Source organism: Streptomyces sp. NPDC052016 (genome assembly GCF_044548445.1).
In the GTDB taxonomy this organism is placed as follows: Bacteria; Actinomycetota; Actinomycetes; order Streptomycetales; family Streptomycetaceae; genus Streptomyces.
Genome location: NZ_JBIUBX010000034.1, coordinates 55,356 through 72,486 on the forward strand (window position 1 = coordinate 55,356; position 17,131 = coordinate 72,486).

Below are 17,131 nucleotides of genomic sequence, written 5' to 3' on the forward strand. Positions count from 1 at the left end.
TCAACCACGGTTGACACACGAAGGGCGGGCCCGAAGGATTCGAGCCCGCCACGCTCCCGCTCCCCCGACGTCAGGAGTGCGTCAGCACGATCTTGCCGAACTGGTCACCGGACGCGAGCCGCTCGAAGCCCTCGCGGGCCCGGTCGAGCGGAAGCACCTCGTCGACGACCGGGCGGACCCCGGTGGCGGCGCAGAAGGCGAGCAGGTCCTCCAGCTCGTCCTTGGTCCCCATCGTGGAGCCGACGACCTTGAGCTCCAGGAAGAAGATGCGGGTCAGCTCGGCGTGCGAGGGCCGGTCACCGCTCGTGGCACCCGAGATGACGAGCGTCCCGCCGGGCCGCAGCGACTTCACGGAGTGGGACCAGGTGGCGGCACCGACCGTCTCGATGACGGCGTCGACCCGCTGGGGCAGCCGCGCTCCCGGCTCGACCGCCTCGACGGCACCGAGCTCGAGCGCCCGCTTCCGCTTGGCCTCGTCCCGGCTGGTCGCGAAGACCCGCAGCCCCGCCGCCTTCCCGAGCACGATCGCAGCGGTGGCGACCCCGCCACCGGCGCCCTGCACGAGAACAGAGTCACCCGGCCGCACGCCGGCGTTGGTGAAGAGCATGCGGTACGCGGTGAGCCAGGCGGTGGGCAGACAGGCGGCCTCCTCGAAGGAGAGCTCCTTGGGCTTGGGCAGGACGTTCCAGGTCGGCACGGCGACCTGCTCGGCGAAGGTGCCCTGGTAGCGCTCGGTCAGGATGGAACGGGGCTCGTCGGGCCCGACCCCGTGCCCGCTCTGACCGATCACGGAGTGCAGGACGACCTCGTTGCCGTCCTCGTCGACGCCGGCGGCGTCACATCCGAGGATCATCGGCAGCTTGTCCTCAGCGAGGCCCACGCCCCGCAAGGACCAGAGATCGTGGTGATTGAGGGAGGCGGCGCGAACGTTGACGGTGCTCCAGCCGGGCCGGGCCTCAGGAGCCGGACGCTCCCCCAACTCCAGGCCGTTGAGCGGCTGGTCACGGTCGATTCGAGCGGCGTAGACGGCGAACATGAAGCCGACGATAGGGGCCGGGAGGGGACGGGGAAACCGGGGGTGCCTGTGAGACATGCCCTCTTGCGGGCCGGCGCCTATCCATATCGGTCGGCGTCCTTCAAGCCGGTCGGCGCCGTTCAACACCGGCAGACGCCCGCCCCCACCGGCCGGCACCTTCAGTCCGGCCCGTCATTCTCAGCCCGTCCGGCGCTTCAGGACGAGGCCTGTTCAGGGCCGACACGGGGGTCCGGGGGCGGAGTCCCCGAGGACGGTGACCTCTTCGCCAACCGAACGGGCGGGTGGGCAAGGAGATGGCCCCGTCCGAACGGACGGGGCCATCACAGGTGCACGTCAGCGACGAGCAACCCCCTCAGCCCGGGCCGCCGCGGCGACAGCCGCCGTGACCGCCGGAGCCACCCTCTCGTCGAAGGGCGAGGGAATGACGTAGTCGGCCGCGAGATCGTCCCCGACGACCCCCGCCAGCGCCTCCGCCGCCGCGATCTTCATGCCCTCGGTGATCCGGGACGCCCGCACCTGCAGCGCACCCGCGAAGATCCCCGGGAACGCCAGCACGTTGTTGATCTGGTTCGGGAAGTCCGACCGCCCGGTGGCGACGACCGCCGCGTACTTGTGGGCGACGTCCGGGTGGACCTCCGGGTTCGGGTTGGCCATGGCGAAGACGAACGCGCCCTCCGCCATGGAGGCCACCGCCGCCTCCGGGACCGTACCGCCGGAGACGCCGATGAAGACGTCGGCGCCGGCCAGCGCGTCCTCCAGGGACCCGGTCAGCCCGGCCTTGTTGGTGAACCCGGCCAGCTCGCGCTTGACGTCGGTGAGGTCCTCCCGGTCCGCGGAGACGATGCCCTTGCGGTCGGTGACCGCGACGTCCCCGATACCGGCCTCGACCAGCATCTTGGCGATGGCGACACCGGCCGCGCCGGCGCCCGAGATGACGGCCCGCAGGTCGCCGATGGCCCGCCCGCTCAGCCGCGCCGCGTTCCGCAGCGCCGCCAGCGTCACGACGGCCGTACCGTGCTGGTCGTCGTGGAAGACCGGGATGTCCAGCGCCTCCTGGAGCCGGCGCTCGATCTCGAAGCACCGGGGCGCCGAGATGTCCTCCAGGTTCACTCCGCCGAACGAGGGCGCGAGGCGCACCACGGTCTCGACGATCTCGTCCACGTCCGTGCAGGCGAGCGCGATCGGAACCGCGTCCACGCCGCCGAACTGCTTGAAGAGGATCGCTTTGCCTTCCATGACCGGAAGGGACGCCTCCGGCCCGATGTCGCCGAGCCCGAGGACGGCCGTGCCGTCGGTGACGACGGCGACGACGGAGGACTTCCAGGTGTAGTCGTTCACCAGCTCCGGCTGTTCCGCGATCGCGGTGCACACGCGAGCGACGCCGGGCGTGTAGGCGAGGGACAGGTCGTCCTTGTCGCGGACCGGGACGGTGGCCTGCACGGCCATCTTTCCGCCACGGTGCAACGCGAACGCCGGGTCGAACGAGTCGAGGGGCTCCGCACCGCCCTCCTGGCCCGTATGGTCCGTTTCGCTCTCGCTGCGAGGATTGACGATCTCCGCTGCCACTGTGTCTTACCCCTTAGGTGTTCATGGTTTGAGGGTGGCCACTCCTGGTTGAGAAGTGGGCGGGCATCGCGCAGGGCCCAGTGGTGTCCCGTACGGGCACTGCGCGGCGGGCGCGCCGCACACGCGCCCTGAGCCCCGGATGAGGGGTGTAAAGAACCTTCTTACCGGACGGACACCACCGACGACGAGTCCAATCCGTGCAAGGTCACACGCCGCATCTTGCAGAGCTTCTACAGCCCACGCACGCCGTCATATGCCAGTGACATGACTCATGCGCGTGGCGGAGAACAACTACCGGGCAAACCCTTGACACGGACTCAAGTCACCGTACGGACCGCATTAGTACCGACCACATCGTGAGATGAACCGAAGATCTTCCGGCCGGAAGGAGAGATTCCCGCAGATGGTGCGGTCCGGTCCGGCCGTGTTGTACCGGACTGGTGCGGTTCGGGGGTCGCCCGTTATCCGATTTTGACATGGCTGGCCCCCTGAATGGCGCAGTCCGAATGGCAAGATGCGGTAATCACACGAGGTCGCGACACCCGAAGGTGTGTGTTCTCGTCGACCCATCGGCATCTCCATCCATCCGCCGGAGGCACTCACCATGACCGCACGCTCCATCCGCCGTACCACCGCCGCGCGCACCCGGCTAGCCGCGGTCGGTTCCCTCGCGGTCGCGGGCGCCCTGCTGCTCACCGCCTGCGGTGACCAGACCGACAGTGGCAGCGGAAGCAGCACCTCCGAGGCGACGGGCAAGGCCAACGCCGCCCCCCTCTTCTCCAAGCTGCCGAAGAAGATCCAGGACGCGGGCGTCATCCAGGTCGGCACCAACGCCGAGTACGCCCCCATGGAGTACGTCGAGGGCGGCAAGATCGTGGGCGTCGACCCCGACATCGCCGCGGCGCTCGGCAAGCAGCTCGGCGTCGAGTTCAAGTTCACCTCCGGCTCCTTCGACGGTCTGATCACTGCGGTCAACACCGGCCGCTACGACATCGCCATGTCGTCGATCACCGACAACAAGCAGCGCCAGGAGGGCCTGGACGAGAGCGGCAAGAAGCTGGGCGAGGGCGTCGACTTCGTCGACTACTTCACGGCCGGCACCGCCGTCTACGTCAAGAAGGGCAACCCCAAGGGCATCAAGTCCATCGAGGACCTCTGCGGCCAGACGGCCGCCGTGCAGCGGGGCACCACCTACGAGGAGGCCCTGAAGGACCAGTCCAAGAAGTGCACGGACGGTGGCAAGAAGGCCATCAAGATCGAGTCCTTCGAGAACGACACCGAGGCCCAGACCCGCGTGAAGTCCGGCGGCGCCGTGGCCGGTGTCAACGACTACCCGGTCGCCGTGGACATGGCCCGCAAGGCCGACGGCGGCAACGCCTTCGAGGTCATCGGCGAGCAGTACGACGCCGGCCCGTTCGGCATCGTGGTCGACAAGCAGAACACCCAGCTGCGCGACGCCCTCAAGGAGGCCGTCGACGCGATCATCAAGGACGGCTCGTACCAGAAGGTGCTGGAGAAGTGGGGCGCCCAGAGCGGCGCGATCGACGCTGCCCAGATCAACGGCGGCAAGTGATCCCCCGCACCACCGAAGGGCAGTCCCATGACTGACAAGCTCCACAAGTCCGCCGAGGGCGCTCCACCGGCGGACCAGCCGCCGGTGGCGAACGACACGTCGTTCTCCGGCCCGCCGGAGGCCATCAAGGCCATCCCGGTGCGCCACTACGGCCGCTGGGTCAGCGCCGTCGTCGTCCTCGCGCTCCTCGTGCTGCTCGTCCAGGCGTTCGCCAACGGTGACATCCGTTGGCAGGCGGTGGGCGACAAGCTGTTCGACTCGACCGTCATCGCGGGTGCCGGCCGGACGCTGCTGATCAGCCTCCTGGCCATGGTGCTCGGCGTGGTCCTGGGTGTCGTCCTGGCCGTGATGCGGCTGTCGAAGAACCCGGTGACCAACAGCGTGGCCTGGATGTACATCTGGTTCTTCCGCGGTACGCCGGTCTACGTCCAGCTGCTGATGTGGTTCAACCTCGCGCTGATCTTCCCCGTCCTGAACCTCGGTCCGATCTACAAGGACGAGATGACGGACGTCATGACGCCGTTCATGTGCGCCCTCCTCGGCCTCGGCCTGAACGAGGCCGCGTACATGGCGGAGATCTGCCGCGCCGGCCTGCTGGCCGTCGACGAGGGGCAGACGGAGGCGGCCCACGCGCTGGGCATGAGCCACGGCAAGACGCTGCGCCGGATCGTGATCCCGCAGGCGATGCGGGTGATCGTGCCGCCGACCGGCAACGAGTTCATCAACATGCTGAAGACCTCGGCGCTGGTGTACGCGGTGACGTACAACGAGCTGCTGCGCTCCACCTCGGTGATCGGTTCCCAGTCGTACGCCGTGATGGAGATGCTCTTCGTCGCCTCGATCTGGTACCTGGTCATGACCAGCGTGTTCAGCGTCTTCCAGTACTACCTGGAGCGGTACTACGCGCGGGGCTCCAGCCGGACCCTGCCGCCGACCGTCTTCCAGAAGATCAAGGCGAACGTGCTTTCGCTGAGCCGTGAGAGGGGCAGGCCGTGACCGCGATGGTGAAGGCCGAGGGCGTCCACAAGTCCTTCGGCGCGGTCGAGGTCCTCAAGGGCATCGACCTGGAGGTCCAGTCCGGCGAGGTGTTCTGCCTGATCGGCCCGTCCGGCTCCGGCAAGTCGACCTTCCTCCGCTGCATCAACCACCTGGAGAAGATCAACGCCGGGCGCCTGTACGTCGACGGCCATCTGGTGGGCTACCGCCAGAAGGGCGACAAGCTGTACGAGCTCAAGGACAGCGAGGTCGCGCTGCAGCGCCGGGACATCGGCATGGTGTTCCAGCGGTTCAACCTCTTCCCGCACATGACGGCGGTGGAGAACGTCATCGAGGCCCCGGTCCAGGTCAAGGGCGCGAACAAGGCCCAGGCCAAGGAGCGCGCGATGCAGCTCCTGGAGCGGGTGGGCCTGGCCGACAAGGCCGGGAACTACCCCTCGCAGCTCTCCGGCGGCCAGCAGCAGCGCGTCGCCATCGCCCGGGCCCTGGCCATGGACCCGAAGCTGATGCTGTTCGACGAGCCGACCTCGGCCCTCGACCCGGAGCTGGTCGGCGACGTGCTGGACGTCATGCGCGACCTGGCCGAGTCCGGCATGACGATGGTCGTCGTCACCCACGAGATGGGTTTCGCCCGTGAGGTGGGCGACAGCCTGGTCTTCATGGACGGTGGCGTGGTCGTCGAGTCCGGCAATCCGCGCGACGTCCTGACGGACCCGCAGCACGAGCGGACGCAGGCGTTCCTGTCCAAGGTGCTGTAACAGGCCACTGTCACGGACGGCGGTACCCGGAAGGGGCGGTACGGGCAACCCGTACCGCCCCTTCCGCGTGCCCGGTCCCCGCGGGAACCGGCGGGGTTACTTCAGCGCGAGCAGCAGCGTGTCCGACGGCGAGGCCCACACCGGGCGGACCTCGCCGAAGCCCTGCTCGCGCAGTACGCGCGTGTGCCAGGCGGGCGAGGGCGTCTCGCCTTCGGCGTGCTCGCCGTAGATCTCGAAGCGGCGGGCGGTGGGCTCGGCGAGGACGGGGTCGGCGGCCGCCAGCCGCCACCACTCGGCCCAGTCGACGGCTCCGGCCGCCTTGGCCTGATCCATGCGGTCGTGACGCCGGGCGCGCTCCGCCGCGTTGATCCGGGGCGTGCTCTCGTCAATCATGTGGTCCGCGTTCATGAAGACACCGCCGTCGCGGACGAGTCCCGCGACCTGACCGTAGAGGGCCGCGAGGGGTTCGCTGTGCAGCCAGTGCAGGGCCGTGGCGGTGAGGACGGCGTCGTAGGAGCCGTACGGCAGCCTGGCCGGCCAGTCCGGGTCCTTGAGGTCGGCGGTGACCAGGGTGACGCGGTCGTCCCCCGCGAAGGTGCCCTCGGCGATGGCGAGCAGCGCCGGGTCGAGGTCGACGCCGGTGCTGGTGGCCTCGGGGAATCTGCGCAGCAGCCGGGCGGTGATGCTGCCGGTGCCGCAGGCGAGGTCGAGGACGCGCGGTGCGGTGCCGACGAGGGCCTCCACCATGTCGAGCATGACCCGGAAGCGGTCCTCCCGGTCGGGCAGGTACCACTCCTGCTGCCGGTCCCAGCTCTCCTGCCAGGCCTGCCAGTCGGTTCCGGTGCCCACACTGCCGGTGGTCATGGGACCCCCCTCTTCTTCCGTCACCCGCTCTTCGAGCGCCCGCGTAATACCCTGGATGCACGACCAGCCGTTACCCGAGCGCATTGACGACCATAGAGCCCCTCCGTAAGGACTACAAGTGGAACTGGCCTATTACTCGGACTACGCCGTACGCCTCGTCAACACCGAGGAACCGGCCCGGGGCAAGGACACGTTGACCTCGGTGGAGGCCGTCCGCGACCTGTTCGGGGGGAACCAGTCGGCGGCCCGCCGCGCCACCGACGCGGACGTCACCCGGTTCCGCTCGGTGCGGTCCCGGCTGCGCGCGGTGTTCGAGGCGGCCGACGGCGGGGACGAGACCCTCGCCGTGGACCTGCTGAACTCCCTGCTGCTGGAGTTCCCCGTGAGCCCGCAGATCTCCGGCCACGACTTCCGCGACGACGACGGCCGCCCGCTGTGGCACATGCACCTGGCCGATCACCCCTCGAACGCGACCGCGGGCTACGCGGCGATCGCCGCCATGGGCCTGGCCTTCCACCTGACCGAGTACGGCGTGGACCGGCTGGGCGTGTGCGAGGCGGATCCCTGCCGCAACGCCTACCTGGACACCTCCACCAACCGTTCCCGGCGCTACTGCTCCGACCGCTGCGCCACCCGCGCCAACGTGGCCGCCTACCGCGCCCGCAAACGCCTGGAGGCGGACCGGTCCGCAAGCACCGGCCTGGCCGCCGAGACCGCCCAGCGCAGCACCGCCAGCGGCGAGCGCTGATCCGGCTTCAGCGGCCGGTAGCGGAACCGCACGGTGCCGAGGATCAGTTCGTCGGGCACAGTGCCGTAGTCCGTGCTGTCGCCACCGGCGTAGGCGTTGTCCCCGAGCACCCACCAGCCGCCGTCGCGGCGCTCCGCGGCCCGCTTGACGACCAGCAGGTCCTGCTGGAACGGATGCCGCAGCACGACGACGTCACCGGGCCTGACCCGGGCTCCGTACTGCACCACCAGCTGGTCCCCGTGGTGCAGCGTGGGCACCATGGACGGCCCGGTCACCTCCGCCAGTCCGAAGGGCGCGGCCGCCCTCCGCGGCTCGCTCTCGTGCGACGGCTCCGGCATCGCCGGCACCTCCCCTGGTCCGTTCCTCCACCAGTCTCAGTCTGACCCCGGACTTTTGTCCTAAGCCCATGGGGGCACTCGCCAAATCCCGTCGTGCAGGGAGTAATGTCCCACCTGAGAAGACGATCACGAGGAAGGAACGCTCCATGCTTTCCCGCCTGTTTGCCCCCAAGGTCAAGGTCAGTGCGCACTGCGACCTTCCCTGCGGTGTGTACGACCCGGCCCAGGCCCGCATCGAGGCGGAGTCGGTGAAGGCCGTGCAGGAGAAGATGGCCGCCAACGACGACCCGCACTTCCAGACGCGCGCCACCGTCATCAAGGAGCAGCGCGCCGAGCTCGCGAAGCACCACGTCTCCGTGCTGTGGAGCGACTACTTCAAGCCCCCGCACTTCGAGAAGTACCCGCAGCTGCACCAGCTGGTCAACGACACCCTGAAGGCCCTGTCGACCGCCAAGGCCTCCACGGACCCGAAGACGGGCGAGAAGGCCCTGGAGCTGATCGCCGAGATCGACAAGATCTTCTGGGAGACGAAGAAGGCCTGACACCGTCCAGGCCGTTCCCGTGACCTGCGGTCGGTGCACCACCGCGGGCCGAGGGACATTCCGAAGGGGCCCGGCCGTCACCACGGCCGGGCCCCTTCGGCGTTCCCGGGTCGCCGCACGACGTCGTACAACACCCCCGCCCAACACCCCCGCCGGCAGACCGGCGCCCTCGCCCGGCAGGCCGAACAGGCCCTCCTGACCGGCGTGCTCGACGTGCTGCGCCCGTCGCCGATGGCCCCGCCGCGCGCGGCGACGACCGGCCTACGATCGCCCCATGAGCATCCGCATCCGCTGGACGTACGCCTTCGTCGACCGGCCCGCCGAACGCTTCGAGCCGGCCCGCTCGTTCTGGACCGCCGTCACGGACACGCGTCCGTCCGCCCCACGGGGTGACGAGGGCGAGTTCGTCACACTGCTGCCCGACGGCGCCGACGCGTGCGTGAAGGGGCAGGGCGTCACCGAGGGCGAGGGAGGAGCGCACCTGGACTTCTGCGTCGAGGACGTACCCGGGTTCGTACGGACCGCGCGGGACCTCGGGGCGGAGACGGTCGCCCCGCACGACGGCTGGGCGGTCCTGCGCTCTCCGGCCGGGCAGTTGTTCTGCGCGGTGCCCTGGCACGGCGAGTCGGTCCGCCCGCCGGTGGTGTCCGGCAGCCGGCTGGACCAGGTCTGCGTGGATGTGCCTCCCTCTGCGTACGACGCGGAAGTCGCCTTCTGGAGCGGTCTGCTGCCCGACTGGACCTCGCGGCCGGGTTCCCTGCCGGAGTTCCACTCGGTCGCGCCGCCGCACGGACTGCCGATCCGCATCCTTCTCCAGCGGCTGGACGCCGAACGGCCCCTCTCCGCCCACCTCGACCTGGCCTGCGGCGCGGACGTCGACGCCGTCCGCGCCCGTCACGAGCGGCTCGGCGCGACCCTCGTCGCCGCCCACTCCCGGTGGACGGTCATGCGCGACCCGGCGGGAGGCGTGTACTGCCTGACCGGACGCGACCCGGAGACGGGCGGGCCGTCGCGGACGGCGGCCGGCGACTAGGCCTGTCGCTCCGATCAGCTCGCAGGGCAGCGACAGTGCTTCTCAGCCCCGCGTCTGCGGCGTGATCCGAACGACGGACCGCCCCGGCCACCGCGCGTCACGAGGTCGGGGCGGCGGGGGTTCCGGCCTCCGCCGGGCCGGGACGGTCGGGCTGCTGCTCCCCCTGCCGGTCCTGCTCGGTGGGGGCGTGCTGCTCGGTGGGGGCGTGGTGTTCGGCGTGGCCGTGGTGCTGGACGCCGGGCTCGACGAACGCCTCGCAGTCGGGGTTGTGGCAGGGGCCCGCGACCCAGCGCGGGACCCAGGCGCCCAGCGTCTTGTGACGCCGGACGACGGTATCTACGGGCTGCCCGCAGGCGGGACAGACGTGGTGTTCCCTGTCCATGTCACCAGGGTAGGCCGGTCACGGCTTCCTTGCGTAGACACGCACCACCACTCCGTTGGAGAAGCTGCGCACCGACTCCAGCGTGAAGTCGGCCACGGAGAACCCGGTGCCGCCGAACATCGGCATGCCCGAGCCGTAGACCTGCGGGTAGCTCTTGATGACGAGTTCGTCGATCTCGTCCAGCAGTGCGCCCGCGACCTGCGCGCCGCCGCACAGCCAGATGCCGAGCTTGCCGTCCTCGGCCTTCAGTTCGCGGACCCGGGCGACCAGGTCGCCGTCGATCACCTCCACGTTCGGGTCGGGCGAGGCGCCGAGGGTGCGCGAGGCGACGAGCTCGCGGAGATGGGCGTACGGACTGGTGAGGCCGGCGTCGAGGCCGAGCTGGTAGCTGCCGCGCCCCTGGATGACGGTGTCGAAGTGCAGGTTCTCGGCGTCCTTGATGCCCATCTGCTCCCGGACGGGCGTGGGGAGGGTCTCGGGGTACGTCGAGGCGATGAAGCCGATGTACTCCTCGTCCAGGAAGGTGAACATCGACGAGGCGTCGCCGTCGGGGTCTCCGATGAAGCCGTCGAGGGAGCAGGCGACGAAGTAGGTGAGCTTTCGCAAGGGGTCTCTTTCCGCAGACTGTCTCTGAACCACTCTGTTTGTAGTACTTCACTCATAGTGGCTGCAAGGTCTTTTCCGCGGTTTCCCTGAGATCGAGTCAAGTGGGAGAAGAGGTTCCGCATGGCGGCTACGGGCCGACGCCACCGTGGAGACGCGTAGCGGCGGGTCCCGCACACCGTGGGGTTGTGCGGGACCCGCCGGGCCGGGCCCCCGGGTGGCCGTGCGGAGTCAGGAGCCGCACGGCCCCGGGGACCCGGGGTCCTTCCTTCAGGTTGCCGTCACGGGACGGGCCGCGGAGGGCGTCGTCACGTGGTCCTCCGCGTCACGAACTCCGCCAGCGACAGCAGGCCGCCCGCCGACGCGGGGTCCGGGATCGCCCGTGCCAGTTCGGACATCGCCCGGCCCATCCGGTCGGCCGCCTGTTCCTGCGCCCACGCGCGCCCGCCGGCCTGCTCGACGGCGAGAACGGTGCGCTCCAGGTCGCCCCGGTCGTACGGCGCCGCGTACAGCTCGGCCAGTTCCGCGGCGGCCGGGGTGCCGGAGGCCAACGCGGCCACCACCGGCAGGGACTTCTTGCGGGCGGCCAGGTCCGCGCCGGCCGGCTTGCCGGTGTGCCGGGGGTCGCCCCATATGCCGATCACGTCGTCGATGAGCTGGAACGCGAGCCCTGCCTCACGGCCGAACCCGTCCAGCGCCTCGACGTCCTCCTCGGGCGCCCCGGCGTACAGCGCGCCGACGGCGCACGCACAGCCGAGGAGCGCGCCCGTCTTGGCCTCGGCCATGGCGAGCACCTCGTCGAGGGTGACCTCGGCGGGGCCCAGCTTCTCCATCGCCGTGTCCGCCTGCTGCCCGGCGCACAGCTCGACCACGCAGGCCGCGAGGCGGGCGGCGGCGGCCGCGGACGCGGGGTGCGGGTCCTCCGCCAGCAGGCCGAGGGACAGCGCCTGAAGGGCGTCCCCGGCGAGGATCGCCTCGGCGTCGCCGAACACGGTCCAGGCGGTGGGACGATGCCGGCGGGTGGTGTCCCGGTCCATCACGTCGTCGTGCAACAGCGTGAAGTTGTGCACCAGTTCCACCGCCGCGGCAGCCCGTACGGCCGCCCTGCGGGCCGTGGTCCCGCCGAGGGCCGCGGCCGCGGTGAGCACGAGCGCGGGGCGGATCGCCTTTCCGGCGTTGCCCGCGGCCGGTGTGCCGTCCGCGTGCTCCCAGCCGAAGTGGTAGAGCGCGATCCTGCGCATCGAACGGGGCAGCGAGTCGAGGGCCGCCCGCAGTGCCGGGTCGACGGACGCCCGGGCGTCCTCCAGGATCGTCGTCGCCTCCTGTCCGTCGAACGCGCCCGCCCCACCGTCGCTCCGACTCCCGATGGGCATCCGCCTTTCACGCGTCTCGCCGAGGTGCGGCCTGGTCTCCGTCACGAAGTCGGTCATGGAGTCCCCCTCACAGGGTCCGCGGACGGTGGCGGTTGCGCTGCCACCCGGCGCGTACGCCCTGGGTGTACCCGCCCCGAAGGGCGGGGACACGGCGTTCGCACGGGCGAGCTCACCGCCAGCGGCCGATCTCGACGTTCTCCAGCACGCCCAGCGCGTCCGGCACCAGCACCGCGGCCGAGTAGTAGGCCGTGACCAGGTACTTGATGATGGCCTGTTCGTTGATGCCCATGAACCGCACGGACAGGCTCGGCTCGATCTCGTCCGGGATGCCGGACTGGCGCAGCCCGATGACGCCCTGGTCCTGCTCGCCGAGACGCATCGCGATGATGGAGCTGGTCCGGGCCTCGGTGACCGGGATCTTGTTGCACGGGTAGATCGGCACCCCGCGCCAGGTGGGGATCCGGTTGCCGCCGACGTCGATCGTCTCCGGGACGAGCCCGCGCTTGTTCAGCTCGCGTCCGATCGCGGCGATCGCGCGCGGGTGGGCGAGAAGCATCTTGGTCCCGCGCCGCCTGCTGAGCAGTTCGTCCAGGTCGTCGGGGCCGGGCACGCCGTCGTGCGGCTGGATCCGCTGGTCGTACTCGCAGTTGTGGAGGAGACCGAAGGTCCGGTTGTTGACGAGCTCGTGCTCCTGACGCTCCTTCAGCGCCTCGACCGTCAGCCGCAACTGCTGCTCGGTCTGGTTCATCGGCTGGTTGTACAGGTCCGCCACGCGCGTGTGGATGCGCAGCACGGTCTGGGCGATGCTCAGCTCGTACTCGCGCGGCCGGGCCTCGTAGTCCACGAACGTGTGCGGGATGTCCGGCTCGCCGGAGTGGCCCGCGGCGAGGTCGACGGCCTTCTCGCCGTACTTGTTGGTCCGCTGCTGGGGGATCGCGCGCTGCCGCCGGACGTGCTCGCGCAGGGAGTCCGCGCGCTCCGCCACCTGCTCGAAGTCCTCGCGGGCCAGGATCAGCACCGTGCTGGCGGTGTGGGCGCGCGCGGTGTACTCCCAGATGGCGTCGCCGTCGATCAGTGCCTGGTCGCCGAAGTAGGCGCCGTCGGCGAGGACCCCGAGGACCTGGTCGTCGCCGTAGGGGCCGGTGCCGACCTTCTCCACCCTGCCGTGCGCCAGCAGGTAGACCTCGTCGGTCTGGCTGCCGAAGGAGGCGATGACCTCGCCCGGGGCGTACTCCCGCTGCCGGCAGCGGGCGGCCAGCTCCGAGAGCACCTCGTCGTCCTCGTACGAGCGCAGCACGGGCAGTTCACCCAGCTCGGCGGGGATGACCTCGACGCGGTCGCCGGTCTTGACGAACGTGATGCGGCCGTCGCCGACCGCGTATGTCAGCCGCCGGTTCACCCGGTACGTGCCGCCCTGCACGTCCACCCAGGGCAGCATCCGCAGCAGCCAGCGGGAGCTGATCTCCTGCATCTGCGGTGCGGACTTGGTCGTGGTGGCCAGGTTCCGCGCGGCCGCGGTGCCGAGGCTCTGCTGCGGCTTGCCCTGCTCCGTACGGACCTCTTCGCCTACCGACATATGGAAACGCCCTCCCAGTCATGCACGGGCGCCGTACTGCGCCGATGCACTGTTCACGCGAGCAAGCCTCCCTCACGCAGGGTGGTCGTACCATTACCCGAAAGAGCGTGAATGGATCATCCCGTGACGGGGTAGAGCGGGTTTTCGAGGCGAGAGGTGTTCGACAATGGCGGGGTGACCGACCCCGCCGACCTGCGACCGCGGCTCCCCTCCCCTCTGCACGAGGTGTCCGACGACCGGTTCGCCCGGCACGGCGTACGGCTGCTCCTCAAGCGGGACGACCTGATCCATCCGGAGCTGGTCGGCAACAAGTGGCGCAAGCTCGCGCCGAACCTGGAGGCGGCGGCCGGCCGGCCGATCGTCACCTTCGGCGGCGCCTACTCCAACCACCTGCGGGCCACGGCCGCCGCCGGCCGCCTGCTGGACCTGCCCACCGTCGGGGTGGTGCGCGGCGACGAGCTCGCAGGACGGCCGCTGAACCCGTCCCTGGCACGGTGCGCGGCCGACGGGATGCGGCTGCACTTCGTCGACCGGACGACCTACCGCCGCAAGACCGACCCCGACACCCTCGCCGCCGTCCTGCGCGAAGCCGGCGCCGAGGACGCGTACGTCGTCCCGGAGGGCGGCAGCAACGCGGCGGCCGTCCTCGGTTGCCGGGCGCTCGGCGCGGAGCTGCGCGGCCGTGCCGACGTGGCCGCCGTGGCCTGCGGCACCGGCGGCACCCTCGCGGGCCTCGCCGCCGGCCTGGCCCCCGGCGCCCTCGCCCTGGGCATACCCGTGCTCAAGGGCGGCTTCCTGGACGCCGGCATACGGACCCTGCAGACGGAGGCATTCGGCTCGCCCCGGGGCGACTGGCGCCTCGAGGAACGCTTCCACTTCGGCGGCTACGCCCGCACCACCCCCGCCCTCGACGCCTTCGCCGAGGACTTCGAGCGACGCCACGGCCTTCCGCTGGAACGTCTCTATGTCGCCAAGTTGCTCTACGCACTTTTCACCCTCACCGAGGAGGGCGCGTTCCCGCCGGGCACGCGGCTCGCGGCCGTGGTGACCGGGGCGCCGTTCGAAGCCTGAGGGGCCTTCGCCCCGCCACTCGGGAACAGCGCCCCGCCCTCAGGAGAAGGTGGCTCCTACCCCGCCTCCCGGTAGGCCGCCGCCTCCTCCAGGTCCAGCCTGCGCAGCAAGGTCCGCAGCATCTCGTCGTCGATGTAGCGGCCGTCGCGGAGGCGGACGAAGACCTCCCGCTCGGCGCTGATCATCTTCCGGGACAGCCGGCGGTAGGTGTCGTCGACGGTCTCGCCGGTGATGGGGTTGACCTGGCCGAGACGTTCCCAGACCGCGTTGCGGCGGCGTTCGAGGACCGCGCGGAGGCGGTTGGCGAGAGGCGGCGGCAGGGCGTTGCGCTCGTCGGCGAGGAGGGCGTCGAGTCGCTCCTCGGCGGCCCGCGAGGCCTGCGCCTGCGCGTTGGCCTCGGCGAGCGTCGCCGCCTGCGGGTCGGGCTCGGGGAACTTCAGCAGCCGGATCAGCGGGGGCAGGGTCAGGCCCTGGACGACCAGGGTGCCGATGACCGTGGTGAAGGTCAGGAAGAGGATGAGGTTGCGGTGCGGGAAGGGCTCCTCGCCGTGGTCGGCGGTGAGGGGGATGGAGAAGGCGATGGCGAGCGAGACCACGCCCCGCATGCCGGCCCAGGCGATGACGACCGGCCCCCGCCAGGTCGGATTCTCCTCGCGCTCGCGGATGCGTCTCGACAGCAGCCGGGGGACGAACGTCGCCGGGTACACCCACGCGAAGCGGCACGCGACGACCACGAGGAACAGGACGACGGCGTACCAGACGGCTTCCACGCCCTCGTACGCGCCGAGGCCCCTCAGGACGACCGGCAGTTGCAGGCCGATCAGCGCGAAGACCGCCGACTCCAGGACGAAGGCGACCATCTTCCACACCGCGTCCTCCTGGAGCCGCGTGGCGAAGTCGACCTCCCACGCGCGGTGGCCCAGGTAGAGGGCGACGACGACCACGGCGATCACACCGGAGGCGTGGAACTGCTCGGCGGTCGCGTAGGCCACGAAGGGGATCAGCAGGGAGAGCGTGTTCTGGAGCAGCGGCTCCTTGACGTGGGTGCGCAGCCAGTGCAGCGGAGCCATGAGGATCAGACCGACCGCGGTGCCGCCGACCGCCGCCACCAGGAACTCCTCGATCCCGCCGGCCCAGGACGCGCCTTCGCCGATGACGACGGCGAGGGCCACCTTGTAGGCGGTGATCGCGGTGGCGTCGTTCAGGAGGGACTCGCCCTGGAGGATCGTGGTGATCCTGGACGGCAGCCCGAGCCGGCGTGCGACCGCCGTCGCCGCGACCGCGTCCGGCGGCGCCACCACCGCGCCCAGCACCAGCGCCGCGGCCAGCGGCAGACCGGGGACGAGCAGGTAGGCGGCGTAGCCGACGACGACCGTCGCGAAGAGCACGTACCCGACCGACAGCAGCGCCACGGGCCGCGCCTGCGCGCGCAGGTCGAGGTAGGAGCTGTCGGTGGCCGAGGTGTGCAGCAGCGGGGGCAGCAGGAGGGGCAGGACGATGTCGGGGTCCAGGGTGTAGTCGGGGACGCCGGGGACGTAGGAGACCGCCAGTCCCACGGCGACCAGGAGAAGCGGGGCGGGCACCGGGGTGCGCCGGGCCGCCGCGGCGATCGCCGCACTGCCCGCCACCAGCAACAGCAGTGGCATCACGTCCATGTCCTGCCCACCCTCGCTTTTTTTCTGCGCAGGCGTCCGCACGCCCGTCGTAACCTGGCCATCATGAAACAGTGCACGCACGCCGACGCGCTGCCGCACCCCGAGCCCGAACCGCTCAGCGAGACCTGTGTGGAGTGCCTGCGGGAGGGCCATCACCCGGTGCAGTTGCGGCTGTGCCTGTCGTGCGGCCACGTCGGCTGCTGCGACTCCTCGCCGGGCCGGCACGCGACGGAACACCACAAGGAGTCCGGCCACCCGGTCATGCGGACCTTCGAACCCGGCGAGAACTGGCGCTGGTGCTTCGTGGACCACGTCCTCGCATGAGCCGGCCCGACGACGGCCCGGCCGTTCAGCGGGTACGGTTCGAGCATCTGACGCCTGGGTACGTCAACCCGGCGCGCCCTCTTCCCTTTCGGGCCCGCAGACCCCTAGACACGGAGCGTGTTCACAGATTTACTGTGAGTGACGCCAGGGGGTTGGGGTCCCGGGGACAGGACACTTGAGAGCGCGATAGCGTCACCGCTGCACCACACACGCGTTACCCCGGGGGGCGACCCTCGGCCCCGAAGAGCTTGTACCACCTTGGAGGTGAGGGTGTCCCAGATCGCAGGCGAGCCCGCGACCCAGGACTTCGTGGAAGTCCGGCTGCCGGCTGCGGGTGCCTACCTGTCGGTGCTGCGGACGGCCACGGCCGGCCTCGCGGCCCGTTTGGACTTCACCCTGGACGAGATCGAGGACCTGCGCATCGCGGTGGACGAGGCCTGCGCGATCCTGCTCCAGCAGGCCGTGCCCGGCTCGGTGCTCAGCTGTGTCTTCCGCCTGGTCGACGACTCGTTGGAGGTCACCGTCTCGGCGCCGACCACGGACGGCCACGCGCCCTCGCGGGACACCTTCGCCTGGACCGTGCTGTCCGCCCTCGCGGGCAAGGTCTCCTCCGCCGTAGACGAGGACAAAACCGTTTCGATCAGCCTCTACAAACAGCGCGGCGCGGGACCCGGGCCGGCGTGAGGAACGGGG

The 17,131-nt window shown here is 70.6% G+C and carries 18 protein-coding genes; 9 read left to right on the top strand and 9 right to left on the bottom strand.

Annotated features, from left to right (window positions below):
* Positions 1 to 70: 70 nt before the first annotated feature.
* Positions 71 to 1,036: a zinc-binding dehydrogenase gene (locus ACIHAR_RS34430; RefSeq protein WP_365466243.1), complete on the bottom strand. Its 966-nt coding sequence runs from the start codon at positions 1,034 to 1,036 to the stop codon at positions 71 to 73.
* Between the two features lie 333 nt (positions 1,037 to 1,369).
* A complete protein-coding gene (locus ACIHAR_RS34435) occupies positions 1,370 to 2,602 on the bottom strand; it encodes an NADP-dependent malic enzyme (protein WP_365466241.1) in 1,233 nt (410 codons plus the stop codon).
* A gap of 604 nt (positions 2,603 to 3,206) precedes the next feature.
* Here ACIHAR_RS34435 and ACIHAR_RS34440 point away from each other — a divergent pair.
* The 3 genes from ACIHAR_RS34440 to ACIHAR_RS34450 are packed head-to-tail and all read left to right on the top strand — an operon-like array spanning position 3,207 to position 5,929.
* The gene (locus ACIHAR_RS34440) at positions 3,207 to 4,175 is read left to right on the top strand and encodes an ABC transporter substrate-binding protein (RefSeq protein ID WP_365466239.1); all 969 of its coding nucleotides are present in this window, start codon (positions 3,207 to 3,209) and stop codon (positions 4,173 to 4,175) included.
* Positions 4,176 to 4,202: 27 nt separating this feature from the next.
* Entirely contained in the window at positions 4,203 to 5,171 is a 969-nt protein-coding gene (locus ACIHAR_RS34445; protein WP_365466237.1) for an amino acid ABC transporter permease, read from the top strand.
* Positions 5,168 to 5,929 carry an amino acid ABC transporter ATP-binding protein gene (locus ACIHAR_RS34450; RefSeq protein WP_365466235.1) on the top strand — a complete coding sequence of 254 codons (762 nt, stop codon included), beginning with the start codon at positions 5,168 to 5,170 and terminating at the stop codon, positions 5,927 to 5,929. Before ACIHAR_RS34445 ends, ACIHAR_RS34450 begins: the two co-directional genes overlap by 4 nt.
* 96 nt (positions 5,930 to 6,025) lie before the next feature.
* On the opposite strand, the gene ACIHAR_RS34455 is transcribed toward ACIHAR_RS34450, so the two are convergent.
* A complete protein-coding gene (locus tag ACIHAR_RS34455) occupies positions 6,026 to 6,793 on the bottom strand; it encodes a class I SAM-dependent methyltransferase (protein WP_365466233.1) in 768 nt (255 codons plus the stop codon).
* A gap of 118 nt (positions 6,794 to 6,911) precedes the next feature.
* Between ACIHAR_RS34455 and ACIHAR_RS34460 the strand changes: the two genes are divergently transcribed.
* Positions 6,912 to 7,541, top strand: coding sequence for a CGNR zinc finger domain-containing protein (locus ACIHAR_RS34460; protein ID WP_365466231.1), 630 nt, complete (start codon positions 6,912 to 6,914; stop codon positions 7,539 to 7,541).
* Here the strand turns inward: ACIHAR_RS34460 and sodX are convergent.
* Complete coding sequence (gene sodX / locus ACIHAR_RS34465; protein WP_400023167.1) at positions 7,445 to 7,879, bottom strand: nickel-type superoxide dismutase maturation protease; 435 nt, start codon at positions 7,877 to 7,879, stop codon at positions 7,445 to 7,447. The two genes, ACIHAR_RS34460 and sodX, sit on opposite strands and share 97 nt — an antisense overlap.
* Positions 7,880 to 8,025: 146 nt before the next feature.
* Here sodX and sodN point away from each other — a divergent pair, with 146 nt between their 5' ends.
* Together sodN and ACIHAR_RS34475 are read left to right on the top strand one after the other, a co-directional pair.
* Entirely contained in the window at positions 8,026 to 8,421 is a 396-nt protein-coding gene (sodN, locus tag ACIHAR_RS34470; RefSeq protein ID WP_365466227.1) for a superoxide dismutase, Ni, read from the top strand.
* Between the two features lie 280 nt (positions 8,422 to 8,701).
* Positions 8,702 to 9,454 (top strand): VOC family protein, encoded by a 753-nt coding sequence (locus ACIHAR_RS34475; RefSeq protein ID WP_400023201.1) that lies wholly within the window; start codon positions 8,702 to 8,704, stop codon positions 9,452 to 9,454.
* Positions 9,455 to 9,551: 97 nt separating this feature from the next.
* On the opposite strand, the gene ACIHAR_RS34480 is transcribed toward ACIHAR_RS34475, so the two are convergent.
* The 4 genes from ACIHAR_RS34480 to ACIHAR_RS34495 all read right to left on the bottom strand — a co-directional run bounded on the left by ACIHAR_RS34480 (position 9,552) and on the right by ACIHAR_RS34495 (position 13,388).
* On the bottom strand, positions 9,552 to 9,836 hold the full coding sequence (locus tag ACIHAR_RS34480; protein WP_400023168.1) for a hypothetical protein: 285 nt from the start codon (positions 9,834 to 9,836) through the stop codon (positions 9,552 to 9,554).
* Positions 9,837 to 9,854: 18 nt separating this feature from the next.
* Positions 9,855 to 10,442, bottom strand: coding sequence for a dihydrofolate reductase family protein (locus ACIHAR_RS34485; RefSeq protein WP_365466223.1), 588 nt, complete (start codon positions 10,440 to 10,442; stop codon positions 9,855 to 9,857).
* A gap of 305 nt (positions 10,443 to 10,747) precedes the next feature.
* Entirely contained in the window at positions 10,748 to 11,869 is a 1,122-nt protein-coding gene (locus tag ACIHAR_RS34490; protein ID WP_400023170.1) for a family 2 encapsulin nanocompartment cargo protein polyprenyl transferase, read from the bottom strand.
* A 112-nt stretch (positions 11,870 to 11,981) separates the two neighbouring features.
* A complete protein-coding gene (locus ACIHAR_RS34495) occupies positions 11,982 to 13,388 on the bottom strand; it encodes a family 2B encapsulin nanocompartment shell protein (protein WP_365466221.1) in 1,407 nt (468 codons plus the stop codon).
* Positions 13,389 to 13,562: 174 nt separating this feature from the next.
* On the opposite strand from ACIHAR_RS34495, the gene ACIHAR_RS34500 reads away from it, so the two are divergent.
* The gene (locus ACIHAR_RS34500; RefSeq protein ID WP_400023172.1) at positions 13,563 to 14,459 is read left to right on the top strand and encodes a 1-aminocyclopropane-1-carboxylate deaminase/D-cysteine desulfhydrase; all 897 of its coding nucleotides are present in this window, start codon (positions 13,563 to 13,565) and stop codon (positions 14,457 to 14,459) included.
* Between the two features lie 56 nt (positions 14,460 to 14,515).
* Here ACIHAR_RS34500 and ACIHAR_RS34505 read toward each other — a convergent pair whose 3' ends face one another.
* Positions 14,516 to 16,114, bottom strand: coding sequence for a Na+/H+ antiporter (locus tag ACIHAR_RS34505; protein ID WP_365466217.1), 1,599 nt, complete (start codon positions 16,112 to 16,114; stop codon positions 14,516 to 14,518).
* Positions 16,115 to 16,177: 63 nt separating this feature from the next.
* Here ACIHAR_RS34505 and ACIHAR_RS34510 point away from each other — a divergent pair, with 63 nt between their 5' ends.
* Both ACIHAR_RS34510 and ACIHAR_RS34515 read left to right on the top strand, forming a co-directional pair.
* Positions 16,178 to 16,438 carry a UBP-type zinc finger domain-containing protein gene (locus tag ACIHAR_RS34510; protein ID WP_365466215.1) on the top strand — a complete coding sequence of 87 codons (261 nt, stop codon included), beginning with the start codon at positions 16,178 to 16,180 and terminating at the stop codon, positions 16,436 to 16,438.
* Between the two features lie 270 nt (positions 16,439 to 16,708).
* Entirely contained in the window at positions 16,709 to 17,122 is a 414-nt protein-coding gene (locus ACIHAR_RS34515) for an anti-sigma regulatory factor (RefSeq protein WP_004925829.1), read from the top strand.
* Positions 17,123 to 17,131 lie beyond the last annotated feature (9 nt).

Bases quoted from the DNA above. Each gene is read 5' to 3' on its own strand.
- ACIHAR_RS34445 (WP_365466237.1), top strand. From the start codon at position 4,203: ATGACTGACAAGCTCCACAAGTCCGCCGAGGGCGCTCCACCGGCGGAC.
- ACIHAR_RS34510 (WP_365466215.1), top strand. From the start codon at position 16,178: ATGAAACAGTGCACGCACGCCGACGCGCTGCCGCACCCCGAGCCCGAA.
- ACIHAR_RS34495 (WP_365466221.1), bottom strand. From the start codon at position 13,388: ATGTCGGTAGGCGAAGAGGTCCGTACGGAGCAGGGCAAGCCGCAGCAG.
- ACIHAR_RS34490 (WP_400023170.1), bottom strand. From the start codon at position 11,869: ATGACCGACTTCGTGACGGAGACCAGGCCGCACCTCGGCGAGACGCGT.
- ACIHAR_RS34430 (WP_365466243.1), bottom strand. From the start codon at position 1,036: ATGTTCGCCGTCTACGCCGCTCGAATCGACCGTGACCAGCCGCTCAAC.
- sodX (WP_400023167.1), bottom strand. From the start codon at position 7,879: ATGCCGGAGCCGTCGCACGAGAGCGAGCCGCGGAGGGCGGCCGCGCCC.
- ACIHAR_RS34455 (WP_365466233.1), bottom strand. From the start codon at position 6,793: ATGACCACCGGCAGTGTGGGCACCGGAACCGACTGGCAGGCCTGGCAG.
- ACIHAR_RS34440 (WP_365466239.1), top strand. From the start codon at position 3,207: ATGACCGCACGCTCCATCCGCCGTACCACCGCCGCGCGCACCCGGCTA.
- sodN (WP_365466227.1), top strand. From the start codon at position 8,026: ATGCTTTCCCGCCTGTTTGCCCCCAAGGTCAAGGTCAGTGCGCACTGC.
- ACIHAR_RS34505 (WP_365466217.1), bottom strand. From the start codon at position 16,114: ATGGACGTGATGCCACTGCTGTTGCTGGTGGCGGGCAGTGCGGCGATC.
- ACIHAR_RS34480 (WP_400023168.1), bottom strand. From the start codon at position 9,836: ATGGACAGGGAACACCACGTCTGTCCCGCCTGCGGGCAGCCCGTAGAT.